Genomic DNA, 15,669 nt, shown 5'->3' with positions numbered 1-15,669 from the left:
AAATGCCCGACCTGCTGATCGAACTGTTTTCCGAGGAAATCCCCGCGCGCATGCAGACCCGCGCCGGCGAGGATCTGAAAAAACGGATCACCGACGGTCTGGTAGAGGCCGGTCTGACCTATGCCCACGCCCACGCCCTGACCACGCCGCGCCGCCTGACGCTGGCGGTCGAGGGGCTGCTGGCCGAAAGCCCCACCATCCGCGAGGAGCGCAAGGGCCCCAAGGTTGGCGCGCCGGACAAGGCCATCGAAGGCTTCCTACGTGGCGCGGGGATCAGCCGCGACCAATTGGAAGAGCGCGAGACGCCCAAGGGCGCGGTCTATTTTGCCACCATCGAGAAATCGGGTCGCCCGGCGGCCGAGATCGTGGCCGAGGTTTTGGCCGACACGATCCGAAACTTCCCCTGGCCCAAGTCGATGCGCTGGGGCAGTTCCTCGCTGCGCTGGGTGCGCCCGCTGCATTCGATCCTGTGCATCCTCAGCGATGAAGGCGGTGCGCAGGTCGTGCCGATGGAGATCGACGGGATCACGACCGGTGACACCACCGAGGGCCATCGCTTCATGGCGCCCGGCCGGTTTGCCGTGACCGGGTTCGAGGATTACGCCGCCAAGCTGAAGCGCGCCTTTGTCGTGCTGTCGCCCGAGGAACGGGCCGAGCACATCTGGAACGACGCACAGAACCTGGCCTTTGCTGCCGGTCTGGAGGTGGTCGAGGACAAGGGCCTGCTGGCCGAGGTAGCCGGGCTGGTCGAATGGCCGGTGGTGCTGATGGGGCAGATCGACGATGAATTCCTCGACCTGCCGCCCGAGGTGCTGCAGACCTCGATGAAAGAGCACCAGAAATTCTTCTCGGTCCGCAATCCCAAGACGGGGCGGATCGAGCGGTTCATCACCGTCGCCAACCGCGAGACCAGCGACAATGGCGCGACCATTCTGGCCGGAAACCAGAAGGTGCTGTCGGCCCGTCTGGCCGATGCAAAATTCTTTTGGGAAAATGATCTGCGCGTTGCCAAGGCAGACATCACGCAATGGACCCGCGCGCTTGAGAACGTGACCTTCCACAACAAGCTGGGCACCCAGGCCCAGCGGATCGACCGCATTGCCGCGCTGGCCCGCGAACTGGCCCCGGTGACGGGTGCCGACCCGGATCAGGCTGAAAAGGCCGCGCGGCTGGCCAAGGCCGATCTGAGTTCTGAAATGGTGTATGAATTCCCCGAACTTCAGGGGCTTATGGGCCGCTATTACATCGCGTCCGCCGGTGAAGACGCCGCCGTGGCCGCCGTGGCGCAGGAGCATTACTCCCCGCTGGGCCCGTCGGATGATGTTCCGGCGGCACCGCTGTCGATGACCGTGGCGCTGGCTGACAAGCTGGACACGCTGACCGGGTTCTGGGCGATCAATGAAAAGCCCACCGGCTCGAAAGACCCGTTCGCGCTGCGCCGCGCGGCGCTGGGGGTGATCCGGTTGATCCTAGAGAACGATCTGAGGCTGGATTTGAAAGAGGCCTGTGTCTGGGCCTACTTCCCGCACGCTCTCAAGCGTGACACCTCGGCCGGTGAAACCATCGAGGAAAAGCGCGCGGAATACGCTCGGATCATGGGAGTCGAGGTCGACAAACTGCATGATCTGGGGATCGAGGCATTGGCGTCGATGATTGCCGAGCGTGGAATTCTCGGTACGTTGTGGGACACGCTGAATGACCGGAACTCCAGCTTCCGCGAAGATGCGGTGATCCTGGAAGATTTGCTTACCTTCGTCCACGACCGGCTCAAGGTCTTTCTGCGTGACGAAGGCATACGCCACGACGTGATCGACGCCTGTATCGCGATGGACGGGAATGATGACATCAACCTGTTGGTCAAACGCGCCCGCGCGTTGAATGTGGTGATCGCGACCGAGGATGGAGAGAATCTCGTGCAGGGATTCAAACGCGCCAACAACATCCTGACCCAGGCCGAGGAAAAGGACGGCGTGGAATATTCCTTCGGGGCCGATCCGAAATTTGCTGAAACCGACAGCGAAAAGGCCCTGTTCACCGCGCTGGAGGAGGCGCAGGCCAAGATCGCGCCGGCACTCGAGGCCGAGGATTTCCCGGCGGCGATGGCAGCGATGGCCGCGCTGCGCGGGCCGATCGACGCATTCTTCGAGGACGTTCAGGTCAATTCCGACAATGCCGTGCTGCGCCGCAACCGCCTGAACCTTCTCAGCCAGATCCGCCAGATCTGTTCCAGCGTCGCGGACCTGACGAAGATCGAAGGCTGAGGCCCACGGGCGCGCCGCGGCGCGCCCACTCGGCCCTTGCGCGACCGGCGCAGGCGCTTATGCTGCGGAGAAACCAAAAGGTGCCGCAGTGCAGAATAATCCACATACAACGCTTGTCACACCCGATGCGCCCATCGCCGCGAATACGCATGGCGGGCGGGCGAAATGCCTGCAACGCTTGGTGCGGCTGAACCTGCCAGTGCCGCGCACCGTGGCGCTGTCTTTCGACGCCGTCCAGCGGATCGCCGATGGCGAGGTGCCCGACATCGAGGCGGTGCTGGAACAATTCGATGCTTCGGCGCTGCTGTGCGTCCGGCCCAGTTCCGAGGACCCCGATTGGGGTGGGCCGGGCGCGGTGTTGAACATCGGCATGAACGACGCGCGCTATGTAGAGCTGTCCGACAAGATGGGGGCCGAGGCCGCCGCCGCCCTGTATCTGCGGTTTGTGCAAAGCTATGCGATCCACGTCGCTCGGCTGGATCCGGATGTGTTCGACGATATCGAGGGCGACGGTCGCAGCGGGCTGCGCCAGACCCTGCGCGCCTACGAGGACGAGACCGACGAGGAGTTCCCACAGGACCGTGGCGAGCAGCTGATCGGGGTGCTGCGCTCGATGGCGCGGGCGTGGGACGGAACGTCGGCACGATTGCTGCGTCAGGCCAAGGGGGCGCCGGCCGATGCCGGGCTGGGTCTGGTGATCCAGGAGATGATTCCGGGCGTCGGGCAGGGCGAGTGCGGCTCGGGTGTTCTGCAACTGGTCGACCCCACGACGGGTCTGCCGCAGATCACGGGCCGCTATCTGAGCCAGAGCCAGGGCCGCGACGCGCTGGGCGAAGGCGTTTCCGCACTTTATCTGGAAAAGGACCCCCGCGGACCGTCGCTCGAGGATGTGGCGCCGCAAGCCTTTGCCGACCTCAAGGCACATGCCGCGTTGATGCGCAAAAAGCTGCGCGAGGAAATGCAGGTTGAATTCGTGATCGAGAACGGCAAGGTGCATATTCTGGACGGCGTGCGCGTACCGCGCAGCGCTCGCGCCGCGATGCGCATCGCCGTTCGGTTGGCTGAAGACGGAATCATCCCGCCGCAAGAGGCGGTGATGCGGATCGATCCGCATTCTCTTAACGAGTTGCTGCACCGGCAGGTCCATCCCGAGGCCAAGCGTGACGTGCTCACTACCGGCATCGGGGCCAGCCCGGGGGCGGCCAGTGGGCGGATCGTGTTCACCTCGGCCGAAGCGCAGGCCAGCGCCGCGCGTGGCGAGCCCTGCATCCTTGTGCGCCGCGAAACCTCGCCCGAGGATGTGCGGGGCATGCATGCGGCCGTGGCCGTTTTGACCGAAAAGGGCGGGATGACCAGCCACGCCGCCGTGATTGGCCGCGGTCTGGGGCTGCCCTGTATCGTCGGCGCGTCCGAGATGAGGTTCCAGACCAAGAAGAAACATCTGGTGGCGCCGGACGGTCGCGTGTTCAAGACCGGCGACACTCTGACTATCGACGGCACGTCCGGGCAGGTACTGGCGGGTGAGCCGGCAATGCTCGAGGCGGCGCTGGACGACTGTTTCCAGACCCTGATGGGCTGGGCCGATGCTGAACGCGACATCGCCATTCGCGCCAATGCCGACACGCCCGCCGATGCGCAGGTCGCGCGCCGGTTCCAGGCCGAGGGGATCGGCCTGTGCCGGACCGAGCACATGTTCTTCGACCCCGGTCGCCTGATCGTGATGCGCGAGATGATTTTCGCCGAGACCCCTGCCGGTCGCGCGGCGGTGCTTGCGCGGCTGTTGCCTATGCAACGCGCGGATTTCGTACAGCTTTTCGAAATCATGGAAGGGCAGCCCGTCTGCATCCGCCTGTTCGACCCACCGCTGCACGAATTCCTGCCCACGACCCGCAGCGGCCAGCGTGAACTGGCCGAGGCGCTGGACTTGCCGGTTTCGGATGTTGAGCGCCGGGTCGAGGCGATGAGCGAATACAACCCCATGCTGGGCCTGCGCGGCGTCCGCCTTGGCGTGACGGTGCCCGAAATCTATGACATGCAGGCCCGCGCGATTTTCGAGGCGACCCTCGAGGCCAGCAAGAACGGCGCCCCGGTGGTTCCCGAGGTGATGATCCCGCTGGTGTCGGCCAAGCGCGAGGTCGAGCTGGTCAAGGCCCGCATCGACTCGGTGGCCGCAGCCGTCGCGGCCGAGCGGGGGCAGGATTTTGAGTACCGCCTGGGCGTGATGGTCGAAACGCCGCGCGCCTGCCTGCGCGCGGAAGAGATCGCGCCCCATGTGTCGTTCCTGAGCTTTGGCACCAATGACCTGACCCAAATGACCTATGGTTTGTCGCGGGACGATGCCGGTCGGTTCATGTCGGCCTATGTCCGGCAGGGCGTATTTTCAGAGGATCCGTTTCATGTTCTGGATGCCGACGGGGTGGGGGAGCTGCTGAAGCTGGGCTCGGAACGCGGGCGTGCGGCCCGGCCGGATGTTACGCTTTCGGTTTGCGGTGAACATGGCGGTAACCCCGAATCAATCGCCCTGTGCCGGGACCTTGGGTTCGACTATGTGTCCTGTTCTCCGTTCCGGGTTCCGGTCGCTCGGCTGGCTTCCGCTCAATTGGCGATTGCGTCAAAACTTGGGGGTTGACCTGCCCTCCGAGCCCTAAGAATAGTGGGCTTGGGGTGGACCTGTGGCCAATTTTTTTGGCCCGACGGGCAAGATTTCTCTTGCCGAATCCTCAAAACTGGACGTTTCGCCCCGTCTGGGGTAAACCCCCCTCGCGCCCGCCGGGGGAGGGTATGGCGCGTGAAGTGCCTGTGCGAGGTTATCTGATGATACGTTACATACTGGCTGTTGCCATTGCGGCGGCAACCGTGCTGCCGAGTGCGTCCGTCGCCGAGAGAGAGACCACCGATTCCGCCAAGCGTGAACTGGTGTCCCGCAACGAGCTGCCGGGACAAGGCTTCCGTGATTACCTGAAGCTTTTCCAACCACGCAAAGAGGTCAAGCCGGTTGAGGTTACCTACTCGAAAGGATGGCTCGATCAATTGCCCAAGGCGGCCGGCGGAGAGGACTGGAAATGCTTGGCCGAAGCGCTGTATTTCGAAGCGCGCGGTGAAAGCGTCCGCGGCCAGTTCGCGGTTGCCGAGGTGATTCTGAACCGGGTTGAAAGCAGCCGCTTCCCCAATTCGGTTTGCGGCGTGATCCGTCAGGGTACCGGCAAGAAGTATCAGTGCCAATTTACCTACACCTGCGACGGCCGCAAAGAGGTGATCCGTGAAAAGAAGGCCTATGAGCGTGTTGCCAAGGTGGCGCGTCTGGCCATGGATGGGGTTGGTAAACCGCTCACGTCGGGCGCAACGCATTATCACACCAAGGCTGTTCGCCCGTCTTGGGCGCGGGTCTACAAAGAGACCGCGAGGATCGGCGTGCACATCTTTTATCGCCACAACTACCGGACAGCGAGCAACTAGCGCGAATTGACGCACCCGCGCTGTACGCTTGATGGCGCGGGGGTGAAGGCAGGCTATGTTGCGGGAAAGGAGACCCGTGATGAAACCAAGCCGCCGAGACCTATTGAAATCTGCTGCAGCGTTTGCGGCTTATCCGACGTTTGCCCAAGCTGCTCCGCCGACCCTGCAGGCGCGCGAGGGAACGCAGTTGATCGCGCCCGAGGGTTACCCACAGACTGGTGTTTGGGGCTATGGCGGTCGGGTACCGGGCCTGCCGATACAGGTGAAACAGGGTGCGCGGGTCCAGCGCCGTCTGGTGAATGATCTGCCGCAGGCCACCTCGGTGCATTGGCACGGTATCCGCATTGCCAACGACATGGACGGTGTGCCCGGGCTGACGCAGGATGCGGTGCCGGCGGGCGGCGTTTTCGACTATGATTTCGTCGCGCCGGACGCGGGCACCTTTTGGTACCACGCCCACAATAAATCGGTCGAGCAGGTGGCGCGCGGGCTCTATGGCCCCTTGATCGTCGAAGAGCCCCAGGCGCCGGATGTCGATCAGGATCTGACCTTGATGCTGGACGACTGGCGGCTCGACCCAGAAACCGCGCAGATCACCGGTGATTTCGAAAATGGGCACGACCTCAGCCATGCCGGACGCCTTGGCAACCTTGTGACGGTCAATGGACGTTTCGACCCCTCCTATACCGTCAAGCGCCACGAACGCCTAAGGTTGCGCCTGATCAACGCCGCGAACGCCCGCATTTTCGATCTGGGCCTTGATGGTTTGGCGGGGTGGATCGTCGCGCTGGACGGCATGCCGGTGTCGGACCCGATCGCGATCGAAGACACATTCCCGCTGGCCCCCGCGCAGAGGGCGGATGTGATCGTCGACGTCGTGGCCGAAGATGGCAGCCCGGCCGGCCTGTTCAGCCGAGAACGCGACGGCGCTTTTGGCGTCGTGCGCCTGGACGTTTCGGGGCAGGCCGCGTCGGTGCCCCGCAAAAGTGTTCAGCCGCTGCCGCCAAACTCTTTGCCCGAGATCAGGGGGCTGGATGGCGTTCCGCGTCACCGCATGACACTGCAGGGCGGGGCCATGCGCTGGTTGGATAGTGCCCGGCTGGGCGATACGGAATTGTCTGGCCGCGAACTGGCGCAGTTGGGCCGGTTCTGGGCGTTGAACGGTTATGCCGAACGCCCCGACGACCCGTTTCTGGATGCGTCCCTTGGCAGCCTTCACCGGATCGCCTTTGTCAACGAAACAGCTTTTCCGCACGCCATGCACTTGCACGGCCACCATTTTCGTCTGGTCTTGCCGGACGGAAGTCTTGGCCCGTGGCGCGACACGGTTCTTGTCGAACGTGGCGAAACCCGCGAGATAGCGCTGGTAACCGACAACCCGGGCAACTGGTTGCTGCATTGTCACATGCTGGGCCATGCCGCGTCTGGTATGATGAGCTGGTACCGCGTCACCTGACGCCGCTTTCGGCGGCTGGAATGGCGTTTGTTTGAGTGCTATAGCCGCGCCCAACGAATAATTTGGGCAAACCTGTCCAAGCTGCCCGAAAAGGCCTGTGCCATGAGCTCTGAAATCCGCCTTGCCTTTGCGCATCCGTCCGAACGGTCCGAGGCGACCGCGCCACGCGGACCGCTGGATCGCATTTCCCTGCGCGATCACATCGTCGAGGTTGAGATCGGCGCCTTTCAGGCCGAGCGGGGCACCACCCAGCGTATCTGCTTCAACATCGTGGTCGAGGTGCGCCCGCTGACCGAGCAGATCGACGATGACGTCGACCGCATCCTGTCCTACGACCGGGTGACCGAGGCCATCGCCTACGAATTGGCGGCTGAGCGTCTGAACCTTCTGGAAACGCTGGCCGAACGGATCGCCGAGCGGATTCTGCTTGAACCTCAGGCGGTAAGAGCTTTTGTTCGAATCGAAAAATTGGATCGGGGCCCCGGCGCTTTGGGGGTCGAGATCGTGCGTGGCAAGGATGCCGTCCACCACGATGTCATCGAGGAAGAGCGTCCCCATCCCAGGCTGGTCTTTCTGTCGAACGCAGCGATTGAGTCCGACAATTTGTCGGGCTGGATCGACCAGTTGGAGAGCCGGCAGCGGCCGCTGATCCTGTGCGTCGGCGCGTCCGATCTGCCAGTGCCGCAGACCGGCCACGCCATGACCCAGCGCCGGATCGACCTGCTGGCGATCGAGCAGAACGCCTGGGTGCTGGCAGCGCGCGACCCGCGCTGTGTCGTCGTGTCGACCCGGACCGAGCTGAACTGGGCCATGAAGAACGGCCAGATCTGTGTCTGGGCACCGTCCAAGATCGTGCTGGATGCGGTCGATGGGCCTTCGGCGGCACCGTCCGATGCGGTGGCCTTGGCGGCCTGGTTCGCCGCCACTTTCGAAGCCAGCGAAATGCTGGTCATCGGTGGGCAACTGCCCGAGGCGCCCAAGACACCGCTGCGGGCGGTCCCGGTGGAGCAGGCGCAACTGTGACCAGTTACTATCGCCCACTGGTGCAACATGGGCCTGTGCGCCCGGACGGGGCCTCGCCGCTGGCGGGGCAGGGCTTGTGGTTCACCCATGCCGAATGCCTGCGGCGTGACGCGGCACCCCGGATCGTTGCAGCCGCCGACATCCCTGAAACGTGGCTCGACCGACTGACGCAACCGCGCGCCGCGATTGCCGGGCTGGATATGACGCAGCCGCAGATCATGGGCATCCTGAACGCCACGCCCGACAGCTTTTCCGACGGTGGCAAGCACAACACGCCTGATGCCGCGCGGGCGGCGGCCCGGGATATGGTCGCGCACGGAGCAACCATTCTGGACATCGGCGGTGAATCCACCCGCCCCGGTGCGGATTTCGTGCCCGAGGACGAAGAGATCGCCCGTACCCAGCCCTTGATCCGCGCGATCCGGGCTGAGACACCGGCGCTGATTTCGATCGACACGCGCAAATCCGCCGTGGCCAGGGCTGCGGTCGAGGCCGGTGCAGGGCTGATCAACGACGTTTCGGGCTTTACCTTCGATCCTGCACTTGGCGCTTTCTGCGCCGAGATCGATGCGCCGGTCTGCGTAATGCACATGCAGGGCGACCCGGCCACGATGCAGGACAACCCGACCTATGACGACGTTCTGCTGGACGTCTACGATTTCCTGTCCGGGCAGGTGGCCTGGCTGGAAGGCCTCGGGCTGGATCGGGGCCGGATCATCGTTGATCCGGGTATCGGGTTCGGAAAGACCGAGGAACACAACCTGACCTTGCTGCGCAATCTAAGCCTGTTTCATGGGTTGGGCTGCCCGATCCTGCTGGGCGTATCGCGCAAAGGCTTCATCGGCCGGATCGGCAAGGAACCGCGCAAGGATGCCCGCGCACCGGGATCAATCGCCGTGGCGTTGGCTGGATTGTCGCAAGGTGTACAGATCATCCGGGTACATGACGTGGCCGAGACCGCTCAGGCCTTGCGCCTGTGGGCCGCTGTCCGGTAATCGGGTCGCAGGCAGGACCAACCGGAGAAAGCAGGAATGCGCAAGCTGTTCGGAACCGACGGGGTGCGGGGCACCGCCAACACCTATCCGATGACGGCCGAGATGGCGTTGCGGATCGGCGCGGCCGCGGGGCGCTACTTCCGCCGGGATGGCTCGGGCGTTCACCGGGTGGTGATCGGCAAGGACACGCGCCTGTCGGGCTATATGCTGGAAAGTGCGCTGACGGCGGGTCTGACATCGACCGGCATGAACGTGCTGCTGTTGGGGCCGGTGCCGACACCGGCGGTCGGGCTGATGACCCGGTCGATGCGGGCTGATCTGGGTGTGATGATTTCGGCCAGCCACAACCCGGCCGAGGACAACGGGATCAAGTTCTTCGGCCCCGATGGGTTCAAACTGTCCGACCAGGCCGAACTTGAGATCGAACAGCTTATCGAAGCGGGTGTCAAACCCGCGCGGGCGCAGAATATCGGGCGCGCCCGGCGTGTCGATGACGCGCGGTTCCGCTATGGCGAGCGGGTCAAGTCATCTCTGCCGCGCGATCTGCGGCTGGACGGTCTGAAGGTGGTGATTGACTGTGCCAACGGGGCCGCACACCGCACCGCGCCCGAGGTGCTGTGGGAATTGGGGGCCGAGGTGATCCCGGTGGGAACGGCGCCCAACGGCACGAACATCAATCTGGGCTGCGGCTCGACCCAGCCGCGCGTGGCGGCCGAGGCCGTTGTGGCGCATGGGGCGGATGTGGGCATCTGCCTCGACGGTGATGCCGACCGGGTGGTGATCGTGGATGAGACCGGACAGGTCGCCGATGGTGATCAGCTCATGGCCCTTCTGGCCACCGCCTGGGCCACTTCCGAACGGTTGAAAGGCGGCGCTCTTGTTGCGACCGTCATGTCGAACCTGGGTCTGGAGCGGTTCCTGGGCGCGCGCGGGCTGCGGCTGGAACGGACGGCGGTCGGTGACCGCTATGTGGTCGAGCGTATGCGGGAAGGCGGGTTCAACCTTGGCGGCGAGCAATCTGGCCACATCGTCATGAGCGACTATGCCACCACCGGTGATGGCCTGATGGCGGGGCTGCATTTCCTGGCCGAGATGGTCATTTCCGGACGCAAAGCCTCGGATCTGGCGCAGCAGTTTGAGACCGTGCCGCAACTTTTGAAAAATGTACGATATGGAGAGGGGCAAGCCCCGCTGGAAGCGGACACGGTCAAGGCCGCGATCGCCGAAGCCGAGGCGCGGCTGAACGGGCAAGGGCGGCTGCTGATCCGCAAGTCGGGTACCGAGCCCTTGATCCGTGTGATGGCGGAATGCGAGGATGACGCCCTTTTGGCGCAGGTGGTCGATGGGATCGTGGCCGAGGTCGAAGCTGCAGCGCGTCAGTAGCCCAAGAGCAATTTGCGCAGGCTGAACCATTGGCTGATCGCCATTCCGGTCAGGATCAGCGCCAACGCGATGTAGAACCGCAACGGCAGCGCCTCGGACAGGATCCACGCGCCGAAGATCATTGACCAGACCGGTACCTGATAGTTCACCAGCGTCATGAAGACCGACCCGGCGCTGCGAATGATCGACACCCGCAGCAGGGTGGCAAAGGCCGTGGGCACAAGCCCCAGTACGATCAGCGCAAGAGTTGGGCGCAAGCCCTGCGGGGCGGGCACGCCCTCGGTCGCCATCATGACCGGCAGCAGGATCACTGCGCCCACCGCCAATGTCAGCGCGGCCAGAACCACCGGGTCAATCGGCGGGCAGCGCCGGGTCAGGATCGACGCCACGGAATAGCAGAATGCCGCCCCGATGCAGGCCAGCTGTGCCAGCGGTTCGGCCCCGCTGCCCAGTTGCGCCAGCCCTGGGCCGATGAGCGTCAGCGCTCCGGTGAATCCCAGCGATACCCCCACGAACCGGCGTGCGTTCAGGGGTTCATCCGAAAAGAAATGCGCCAGCGGCAGCACCATCAGCGGAATTGCCGCCATGGACAGCCCGGCAAAAGCCGAAGGCACATATTGCTGCCCCCAGCTGAGCAGCACGAAAGGCAGCGCGGTGGACAGGATGCCGATCAGGATTACCGACCACGCCAGACTTGGTGTCAGGCTGGGGATGCGCCGCCCGGCCAGCCCCATCAAAGCCAGAAGCATCACCGCCCCCAGAGTCGTCCGCGCCGTGGCCACCGTGATCGGGCCATAGCCTTCCAACGCCATCGCGACAACCATGAAGGTGCCGCCCCAGATCAGGCCCAGGGCAATGACGCCGCTCCAGTCGCGTATGTCGGGTTGATGCACCATCGCTGGCCGTTCATCCGTTGTGCATGAAAAGGGCGGCCACTGTGGCCGCCCTTTGGTTTCAACCGTTCCGGCTCAGTTCTTTTCCTGATCGACCAGCTTGCCGGCCGAAATCCAGGGCATCATGCCCCGCAGCTTTTTGCCGACTTCTTCGATCTGGTGTTCGTCATTGGCCCGGCGCGAGGCCTTCAGGAAGGGTTGGCCCACCTGGTTTTCCAGCATGAAGTCACGCACGAACTTGCCCTGCTGGATGTCCGACAGAACCTCTTTCATCGCCTTCTTGGTCTGCTCATAGGGCAGGATGCGTGGCCCGGTGACGTATTGACCGTATTCCGCAGTGTTCGAGATCGAGTAGTCCATGTTGGCGATACCGCCTTCATAGATCAGGTCCACGATCAGCTTCACCTCGTGCAGACACTCGAAATAGGCCATCTCGGGCGCATAGCCGGCCTCGACCAGAGTTTCAAAACCGCAGCGGATCAGTTCGACCAGACCGCCGCACAGAACAGCCTGCTCGCCGAACAGGTCGGTCTCACACTCTTCGCGGAAGTTGGTCTCGATGATGCCCGAACGGCCGCCGCCGATGGCCGAGCAGTACGACAGGCCGATTTCCAGCGCCTTGCCGGTTGCGTCGGTGTGAACGGCCACCAGGCAGGGCACGCCGCCGCCTTTGACATATTCGCCGCGCACCGTGTGGCCGGGGCCTTTGGGCGCCATCATGATGACGTCCACGCCCTCTTTCGGCTCGATCAGGCCGAAATGCACGTTCAGGCCGTGAGCAAAGGCAATGGCCGCGCCGGGCTTGATGTTGTCATGCACGTATTTCTTGTAGGTCTCGGCCTGAAGCTCGTCGGGCATGGTGAACATGATGACGTCGCACCAGGCCGCGGCTTCGGCGATCCCCATCACCTGCAGGCCTTCGGCTTCGGCTTTCTTGGCCGAGGGCGAGCCTTCGCGCAGGGCGACGACCAGGTTCTTGGCACCCGAGTCGCGCAGGTTCAGCGCGTGGGCGTGGCCTTGGGAACCATAGCCCAGGATGGCCACTTTCTTGTCCTTGATCAGGTTGATGTCGCAATCGCGATCGTAATAGACGCGCATTTTGCCGGTCCTTTCTGTTTCGATTGATGCGGTTCTATCTGTGACGATTGCTATTGGCGAGAGCGTTGGGATTGGATATTGACGAAAGATGTAAACAATAATTCTTGGAAATAAGAAAAAACGAAAAATTCATGCTTGACGATATCGACCGCCGCATCCTGCGCCATTTCCAGGCCGAGCCAAGCCTGAGCACCGCCGAACTGGCCGAGCGGTGCCGGATCAGCAATGGCGTGTGCTGGCGCCGGATCGAGAAGATGCAGGCCGCCGGGATCATTCAGGGGCAGGAGGCCGTGATTGACTGGTCCGCCATGGGCTATGCGGTCGAGGTGTCGCTGCGGGTGACGCTGGACAAGACCCAGCCGCGCGCCTTCGACGAGTTTACCGCGGCGGCCCGAAAGGTACCCGAGGTGATCGAGATCCAGACCTTTCTGGGGCGGGTGGATGTCCGCCTGTCCGTCATCGCGCGGGACATGGCGCATTATCAGCAGGTCTATCGCGACCGTATCCTGACCTTGCCGCATATCGCCGACATCGAGGCCCTGATGCACATCGCGCGGGTCAAACGGGACGAGGTGCTGCCGGTATGATCGAACTGGACGATCTTGACCGCAAGCTGCTGCGCGCCTTGGCGCAGGACGCCACGCAGAGCGCGGGTGCGCTGGGGCGGCGTTTCGGGCTGTCGCAGCCCGCGACATGGCGCCGGATCCGGCGGCTGGAGCAGGCGGGCATCATCAAGGGGCGCAGGCTGCGTCTGAACGCCGAGGCGCTGGGGTTCGGCGTCACCGTATTTCTGGGCGTCAAGCTGGCGCGCAAAGGGCAGGTCAGCCTCGAGGATTTCGAACGCGCCGTCAGCGCCATCCCCGAGGTGCAGACTGTGGAACACGTTCTGGGCCTGTATGATTATCGGCTGAGAGTGGTGGCGCGAGACCTGGCGGATTTCGAGCGTGTTCTGCGCCGCCGCATCATGACACTGCCCGGGGCCGGAGATGTCGAAGCCAACGTGCTTCTGAGCGAAGAACGCCGACCGGGGCCCATCGGCTAGGTTTCAGTACTGGGTGCGGATGCAGTATCCGGGGTGGAAGGTCATGCGCGCAAAGGACAATGGCACTCCGTCCTTCCAGGTGGTTCGCTCCAGTTGCATCATCGCCGCTGCGGTCGTTGTACCCATATAATCGGCAAGGCCGCTGTCGGCGGAAATTGCCCTGAAGGCGATTTCGGCAACCGAAAACGGCGCGGCGTCCAGCAACCATTCATGCGGCGATGTCCGCTCTAGGTCGGCCGCTTCAATTTCGGGGACGGCGGCGATGTTGACCCACCGTTCTTCGTGCTGAAAAGGACGGTTGTCTGCATAATGCATGCAGACCACGTGCAGCACCCGCGCATTTGCCTGCAGGCTGAGTTGCGAGCTGAGCCAACCGGGGCTGGGCACCACATTCCGTTCCACAAGTGAATAGCGATAGGCGGCATTCTGGTCTTCAACGACTTGCTTGACCACAGACAGCTCGAGCTTGGCCTGCTTGCTGGGCAATTTCTTGACCCGAGTGCCACTTTTGCGTTTGCGTTCGACAAAGCCCTGTTCGGCAAGTTCGCGCAGCGCCCGGTTCACGGTTGCCCGCGCGCAGTTGAATTCCTCGGCCAGCTGTGTCTCGGTCGGCAGCAATGCGCCTTGTGGCCAGACACGGGTTTCAATCCGCCTTTTGACTTCGTCACGAACAAACTGAAAACTGATACGCTTGTGAGCATTCACTGTCTGGAAATTCCTGTTCAGGTTCCGGCTGAGCGTATCTGTTCAGAAACACGCCAGAGTGTAAAGATCACCTGATACTGGTTGGCGTCATTTTTGCCGTTCCGGCCGATACTGTTGCATTCGAGAATATCAAAATGACATTTTCCTTGGGTCAATTGTTGATAATGGCCAGCCCATTCCCATAGTTTGTGTCTTATTTCTAAAAAATCAAAACTTGAAAGGAGCCTCCATGCCCGCATTGTTGGAAACCGTCGATCCACAGGGGCTTGAGGAGTTTTCGGTTGTGTTCACCGACCGCTCGCTCAATCACATGTCGCAGGCTTTTCAGCAGGTGATGCGCGACATCTCAGGGATGCTGCGGAGCGTTTATGGCGCGGATGGCGTGGCCATTGTGCCGGGTGGCGGAACCTACGCGATGGAGGCTGTGGCCCGCCAATTCGCCCGTGGCGCCAATGTGCTGGTGGTACGCAACGGCTGGTTCTCGTATCGCTGGAGCCAGATTATCGAAACCGGGGGGCTGACGGCGTCAGCCACCGTGTTGAAGGCCCGTCAAACGGGGAATTCCAGCCCGTCGCCCTTTGCGCCTGCGCCGATCGACGAGGTGGTCGAAACCATTCGCAGCCAGCGACCCGGCGTGGTGTTCGCGCCGCATGTGGAAACCTCGGCCGGGGTCATTCTGCCGGACGACTATGTCAACGCGATGGCTGCCGCAGCGCACGAGGTCGGTGCGCTGATGGTGCTCGACTGCATCGCCTCGGGCTGTGCCTGGATCGACATGAAGGCCACCGGCGTGGACGTTCTGATCTCGGCGCCGCAAAAGGGTTGGAGCGCCTCGCCCTGTGCTGGTCTGGTCATGCTGTCTGAACGCGCCGAGGCGCGGCTGGCCGAGACCACCTCGGACAGTTTCGCGCTGGACCTGAAGAAATGGCGCCAGATCATGCAGGCCTATGAGGGCGGCGGCCATGCCTATCACGCCACCATGCCCACCGATGCGCTGCGGGCGTTCCGGGACACGATGCTGGAGACCCGTGACTATGGGTTCGACAAGCTGCGCGACGCGCAATGGCTGCTGGGGAATGCGGTGCGGGCGATGCTGCGCGACAAGGGGGGCGTTTCGGTCGCTGCCGAAGGCTTTGGGGCACCGGGGGTGGTGGTCAGTTATACCGACGACCCCGAGGTGCAGAACGGCAGGAAGTTTGCCGCGCTGGGCATGCAGATCGCGGCCGGGGTACCTTTGCAATGTGACGAGCCCGAAGGGTTCAGCACCTTCCGTCTGGGCCTGTTCGGGCTGGACAAGCTCTATGATGTCGATGGCACGGTGGCCCGGCTGAAGCGGGTGCTGGATCAGGTGCTTTAG

13 protein-coding genes are annotated in these 15,669 nt (G+C 63.2%); 10 read left to right on the top strand and 3 right to left on the bottom strand.

Features of this window, described 5'->3' with window-relative positions; all coding sequences use genetic code 11:
* Nucleotides 1–2 precede the first annotated feature (2 nt).
* The 7 genes from glyS to glmM all read left to right on the top strand — a co-directional run bounded on the left by glyS (nucleotide 3) and on the right by glmM (nucleotide 10,574).
* Nucleotides 3–2,261, top strand: coding sequence for a glycine--tRNA ligase subunit beta (gene glyS / locus AC2FME_RS02245; RefSeq protein WP_496799497.1), 2,259 nt, complete (start codon nucleotides 3–5; stop codon nucleotides 2,259–2,261).
* 88 nt (nucleotides 2,262–2,349) lie between these two features.
* The gene (locus tag AC2FME_RS02240) at nucleotides 2,350–4,890 is read left to right on the top strand and encodes a putative PEP-binding protein (protein ID WP_496742327.1); all 2,541 of its coding nucleotides are present in this window, start codon (nucleotides 2,350–2,352) and stop codon (nucleotides 4,888–4,890) included.
* Between the two features lie 152 nt (nucleotides 4,891–5,042).
* Nucleotides 5,043–5,717: a cell wall hydrolase gene (locus AC2FME_RS02235; RefSeq protein ID WP_496682209.1), complete on the top strand. Its 675-nt coding sequence runs from the start codon at nucleotides 5,043–5,045 to the stop codon at nucleotides 5,715–5,717.
* Nucleotides 5,718–5,796: 79 nt separating this feature from the next.
* Nucleotides 5,797–7,173: a multicopper oxidase family protein gene (locus tag AC2FME_RS02230; protein ID WP_496799496.1), complete on the top strand. Its 1,377-nt coding sequence runs from the start codon at nucleotides 5,797–5,799 to the stop codon at nucleotides 7,171–7,173.
* Nucleotides 7,174–7,275: 102 nt separating this feature from the next.
* The gene (locus AC2FME_RS02225) at nucleotides 7,276–8,196 is read left to right on the top strand and encodes a dihydroneopterin aldolase (RefSeq protein ID WP_496682204.1); all 921 of its coding nucleotides are present in this window, start codon (nucleotides 7,276–7,278) and stop codon (nucleotides 8,194–8,196) included.
* Nucleotides 8,193–9,191 carry a dihydropteroate synthase gene (gene folP, locus AC2FME_RS02220; RefSeq protein ID WP_496799048.1) on the top strand — a complete coding sequence of 333 codons (999 nt, stop codon included), beginning with the start codon at nucleotides 8,193–8,195 and terminating at the stop codon, nucleotides 9,189–9,191. Before AC2FME_RS02225 ends, folP begins: the two co-directional genes overlap by 4 nt.
* A gap of 36 nt (nucleotides 9,192–9,227) precedes the next feature.
* Nucleotides 9,228–10,574, top strand: coding sequence for a phosphoglucosamine mutase (gene glmM, locus AC2FME_RS02215; RefSeq protein WP_496686640.1), 1,347 nt, complete (start codon nucleotides 9,228–9,230; stop codon nucleotides 10,572–10,574).
* Here glmM and AC2FME_RS02210 read toward each other — a convergent pair.
* Together AC2FME_RS02210 and ilvC are read right to left on the bottom strand one after the other, a co-directional pair.
* Entirely contained in the window at nucleotides 10,568–11,470 is a 903-nt protein-coding gene (locus AC2FME_RS02210; RefSeq protein WP_496799495.1) for a DMT family transporter, read from the bottom strand. The genes glmM and AC2FME_RS02210 overlap by 7 nt on opposite strands.
* 72 nt (nucleotides 11,471–11,542) lie before the next feature.
* A complete protein-coding gene (gene ilvC / locus AC2FME_RS02205) occupies nucleotides 11,543–12,565 on the bottom strand; it encodes a ketol-acid reductoisomerase (RefSeq protein ID WP_496682193.1) in 1,023 nt (340 codons plus the stop codon).
* A gap of 131 nt (nucleotides 12,566–12,696) precedes the next feature.
* Between ilvC and AC2FME_RS02200 the strand changes: the two genes are divergently transcribed.
* Together AC2FME_RS02200 and AC2FME_RS02195 are read left to right on the top strand one after the other, a co-directional pair.
* The gene (locus AC2FME_RS02200) at nucleotides 12,697–13,152 is read left to right on the top strand and encodes an Lrp/AsnC family transcriptional regulator (protein WP_496686638.1); all 456 of its coding nucleotides are present in this window, start codon (nucleotides 12,697–12,699) and stop codon (nucleotides 13,150–13,152) included.
* Nucleotides 13,149–13,607, top strand: coding sequence for an Lrp/AsnC family transcriptional regulator (locus tag AC2FME_RS02195; protein WP_496686637.1), 459 nt, complete (start codon nucleotides 13,149–13,151; stop codon nucleotides 13,605–13,607). The genes AC2FME_RS02200 and AC2FME_RS02195 overlap by 4 nt, the downstream gene beginning before the upstream one ends.
* Before the next feature lie 3 nt (nucleotides 13,608–13,610).
* Here AC2FME_RS02195 and hutC read toward each other — a convergent pair whose 3' ends face one another.
* The gene (gene hutC, locus AC2FME_RS02190; protein ID WP_496686636.1) at nucleotides 13,611–14,225 is read right to left on the bottom strand and encodes a histidine utilization transcriptional repressor HutC; all 615 of its coding nucleotides are present in this window, start codon (nucleotides 14,223–14,225) and stop codon (nucleotides 13,611–13,613) included.
* A gap of 316 nt (nucleotides 14,226–14,541) precedes the next feature.
* Between hutC and AC2FME_RS02185 the strand changes: the two genes are divergently transcribed.
* A complete protein-coding gene (locus tag AC2FME_RS02185; RefSeq protein ID WP_496799494.1) occupies nucleotides 14,542–15,669 on the top strand; it encodes an aminotransferase class V-fold PLP-dependent enzyme in 1,128 nt (375 codons plus the stop codon).

It is taken from the genome of Ruegeria sp. BHSC026 (assembly GCF_059613065.1).
The sequence above is the reverse complement of the archived record's forward strand: the minus strand, read 5'-3'. Positions and strand labels throughout refer to the sequence as shown.

Coding starts and splice junctions, on each gene's coding strand:
- glmM (WP_496686640.1), top strand. CDS start 9,228: ATGCGCAAGCTGTTCGGAACCGACGGGGTGCGGGGCACCGCCAACACC.
- AC2FME_RS02225 (WP_496682204.1), top strand. CDS start 7,276: ATGAGCTCTGAAATCCGCCTTGCCTTTGCGCATCCGTCCGAACGGTCC.
- AC2FME_RS02200 (WP_496686638.1), top strand. CDS start 12,697: ATGCTTGACGATATCGACCGCCGCATCCTGCGCCATTTCCAGGCCGAG.
- AC2FME_RS02230 (WP_496799496.1), top strand. CDS start 5,797: ATGAAACCAAGCCGCCGAGACCTATTGAAATCTGCTGCAGCGTTTGCG.
- AC2FME_RS02185 (WP_496799494.1), top strand. CDS start 14,542: ATGCCCGCATTGTTGGAAACCGTCGATCCACAGGGGCTTGAGGAGTTT.
- ilvC (WP_496682193.1), bottom strand. CDS start 12,565: ATGCGCGTCTATTACGATCGCGATTGCGACATCAACCTGATCAAGGAC.
- AC2FME_RS02235 (WP_496682209.1), top strand. CDS start 5,043: ATGGCGCGTGAAGTGCCTGTGCGAGGTTATCTGATGATACGTTACATA.
- glyS (WP_496799497.1), top strand. CDS start 3: ATGCCCGACCTGCTGATCGAACTGTTTTCCGAGGAAATCCCCGCGCGC.
- AC2FME_RS02210 (WP_496799495.1), bottom strand. CDS start 11,470: ATGGTGCATCAACCCGACATACGCGACTGGAGCGGCGTCATTGCCCTG.
- AC2FME_RS02195 (WP_496686637.1), top strand. CDS start 13,149: ATGATCGAACTGGACGATCTTGACCGCAAGCTGCTGCGCGCCTTGGCG.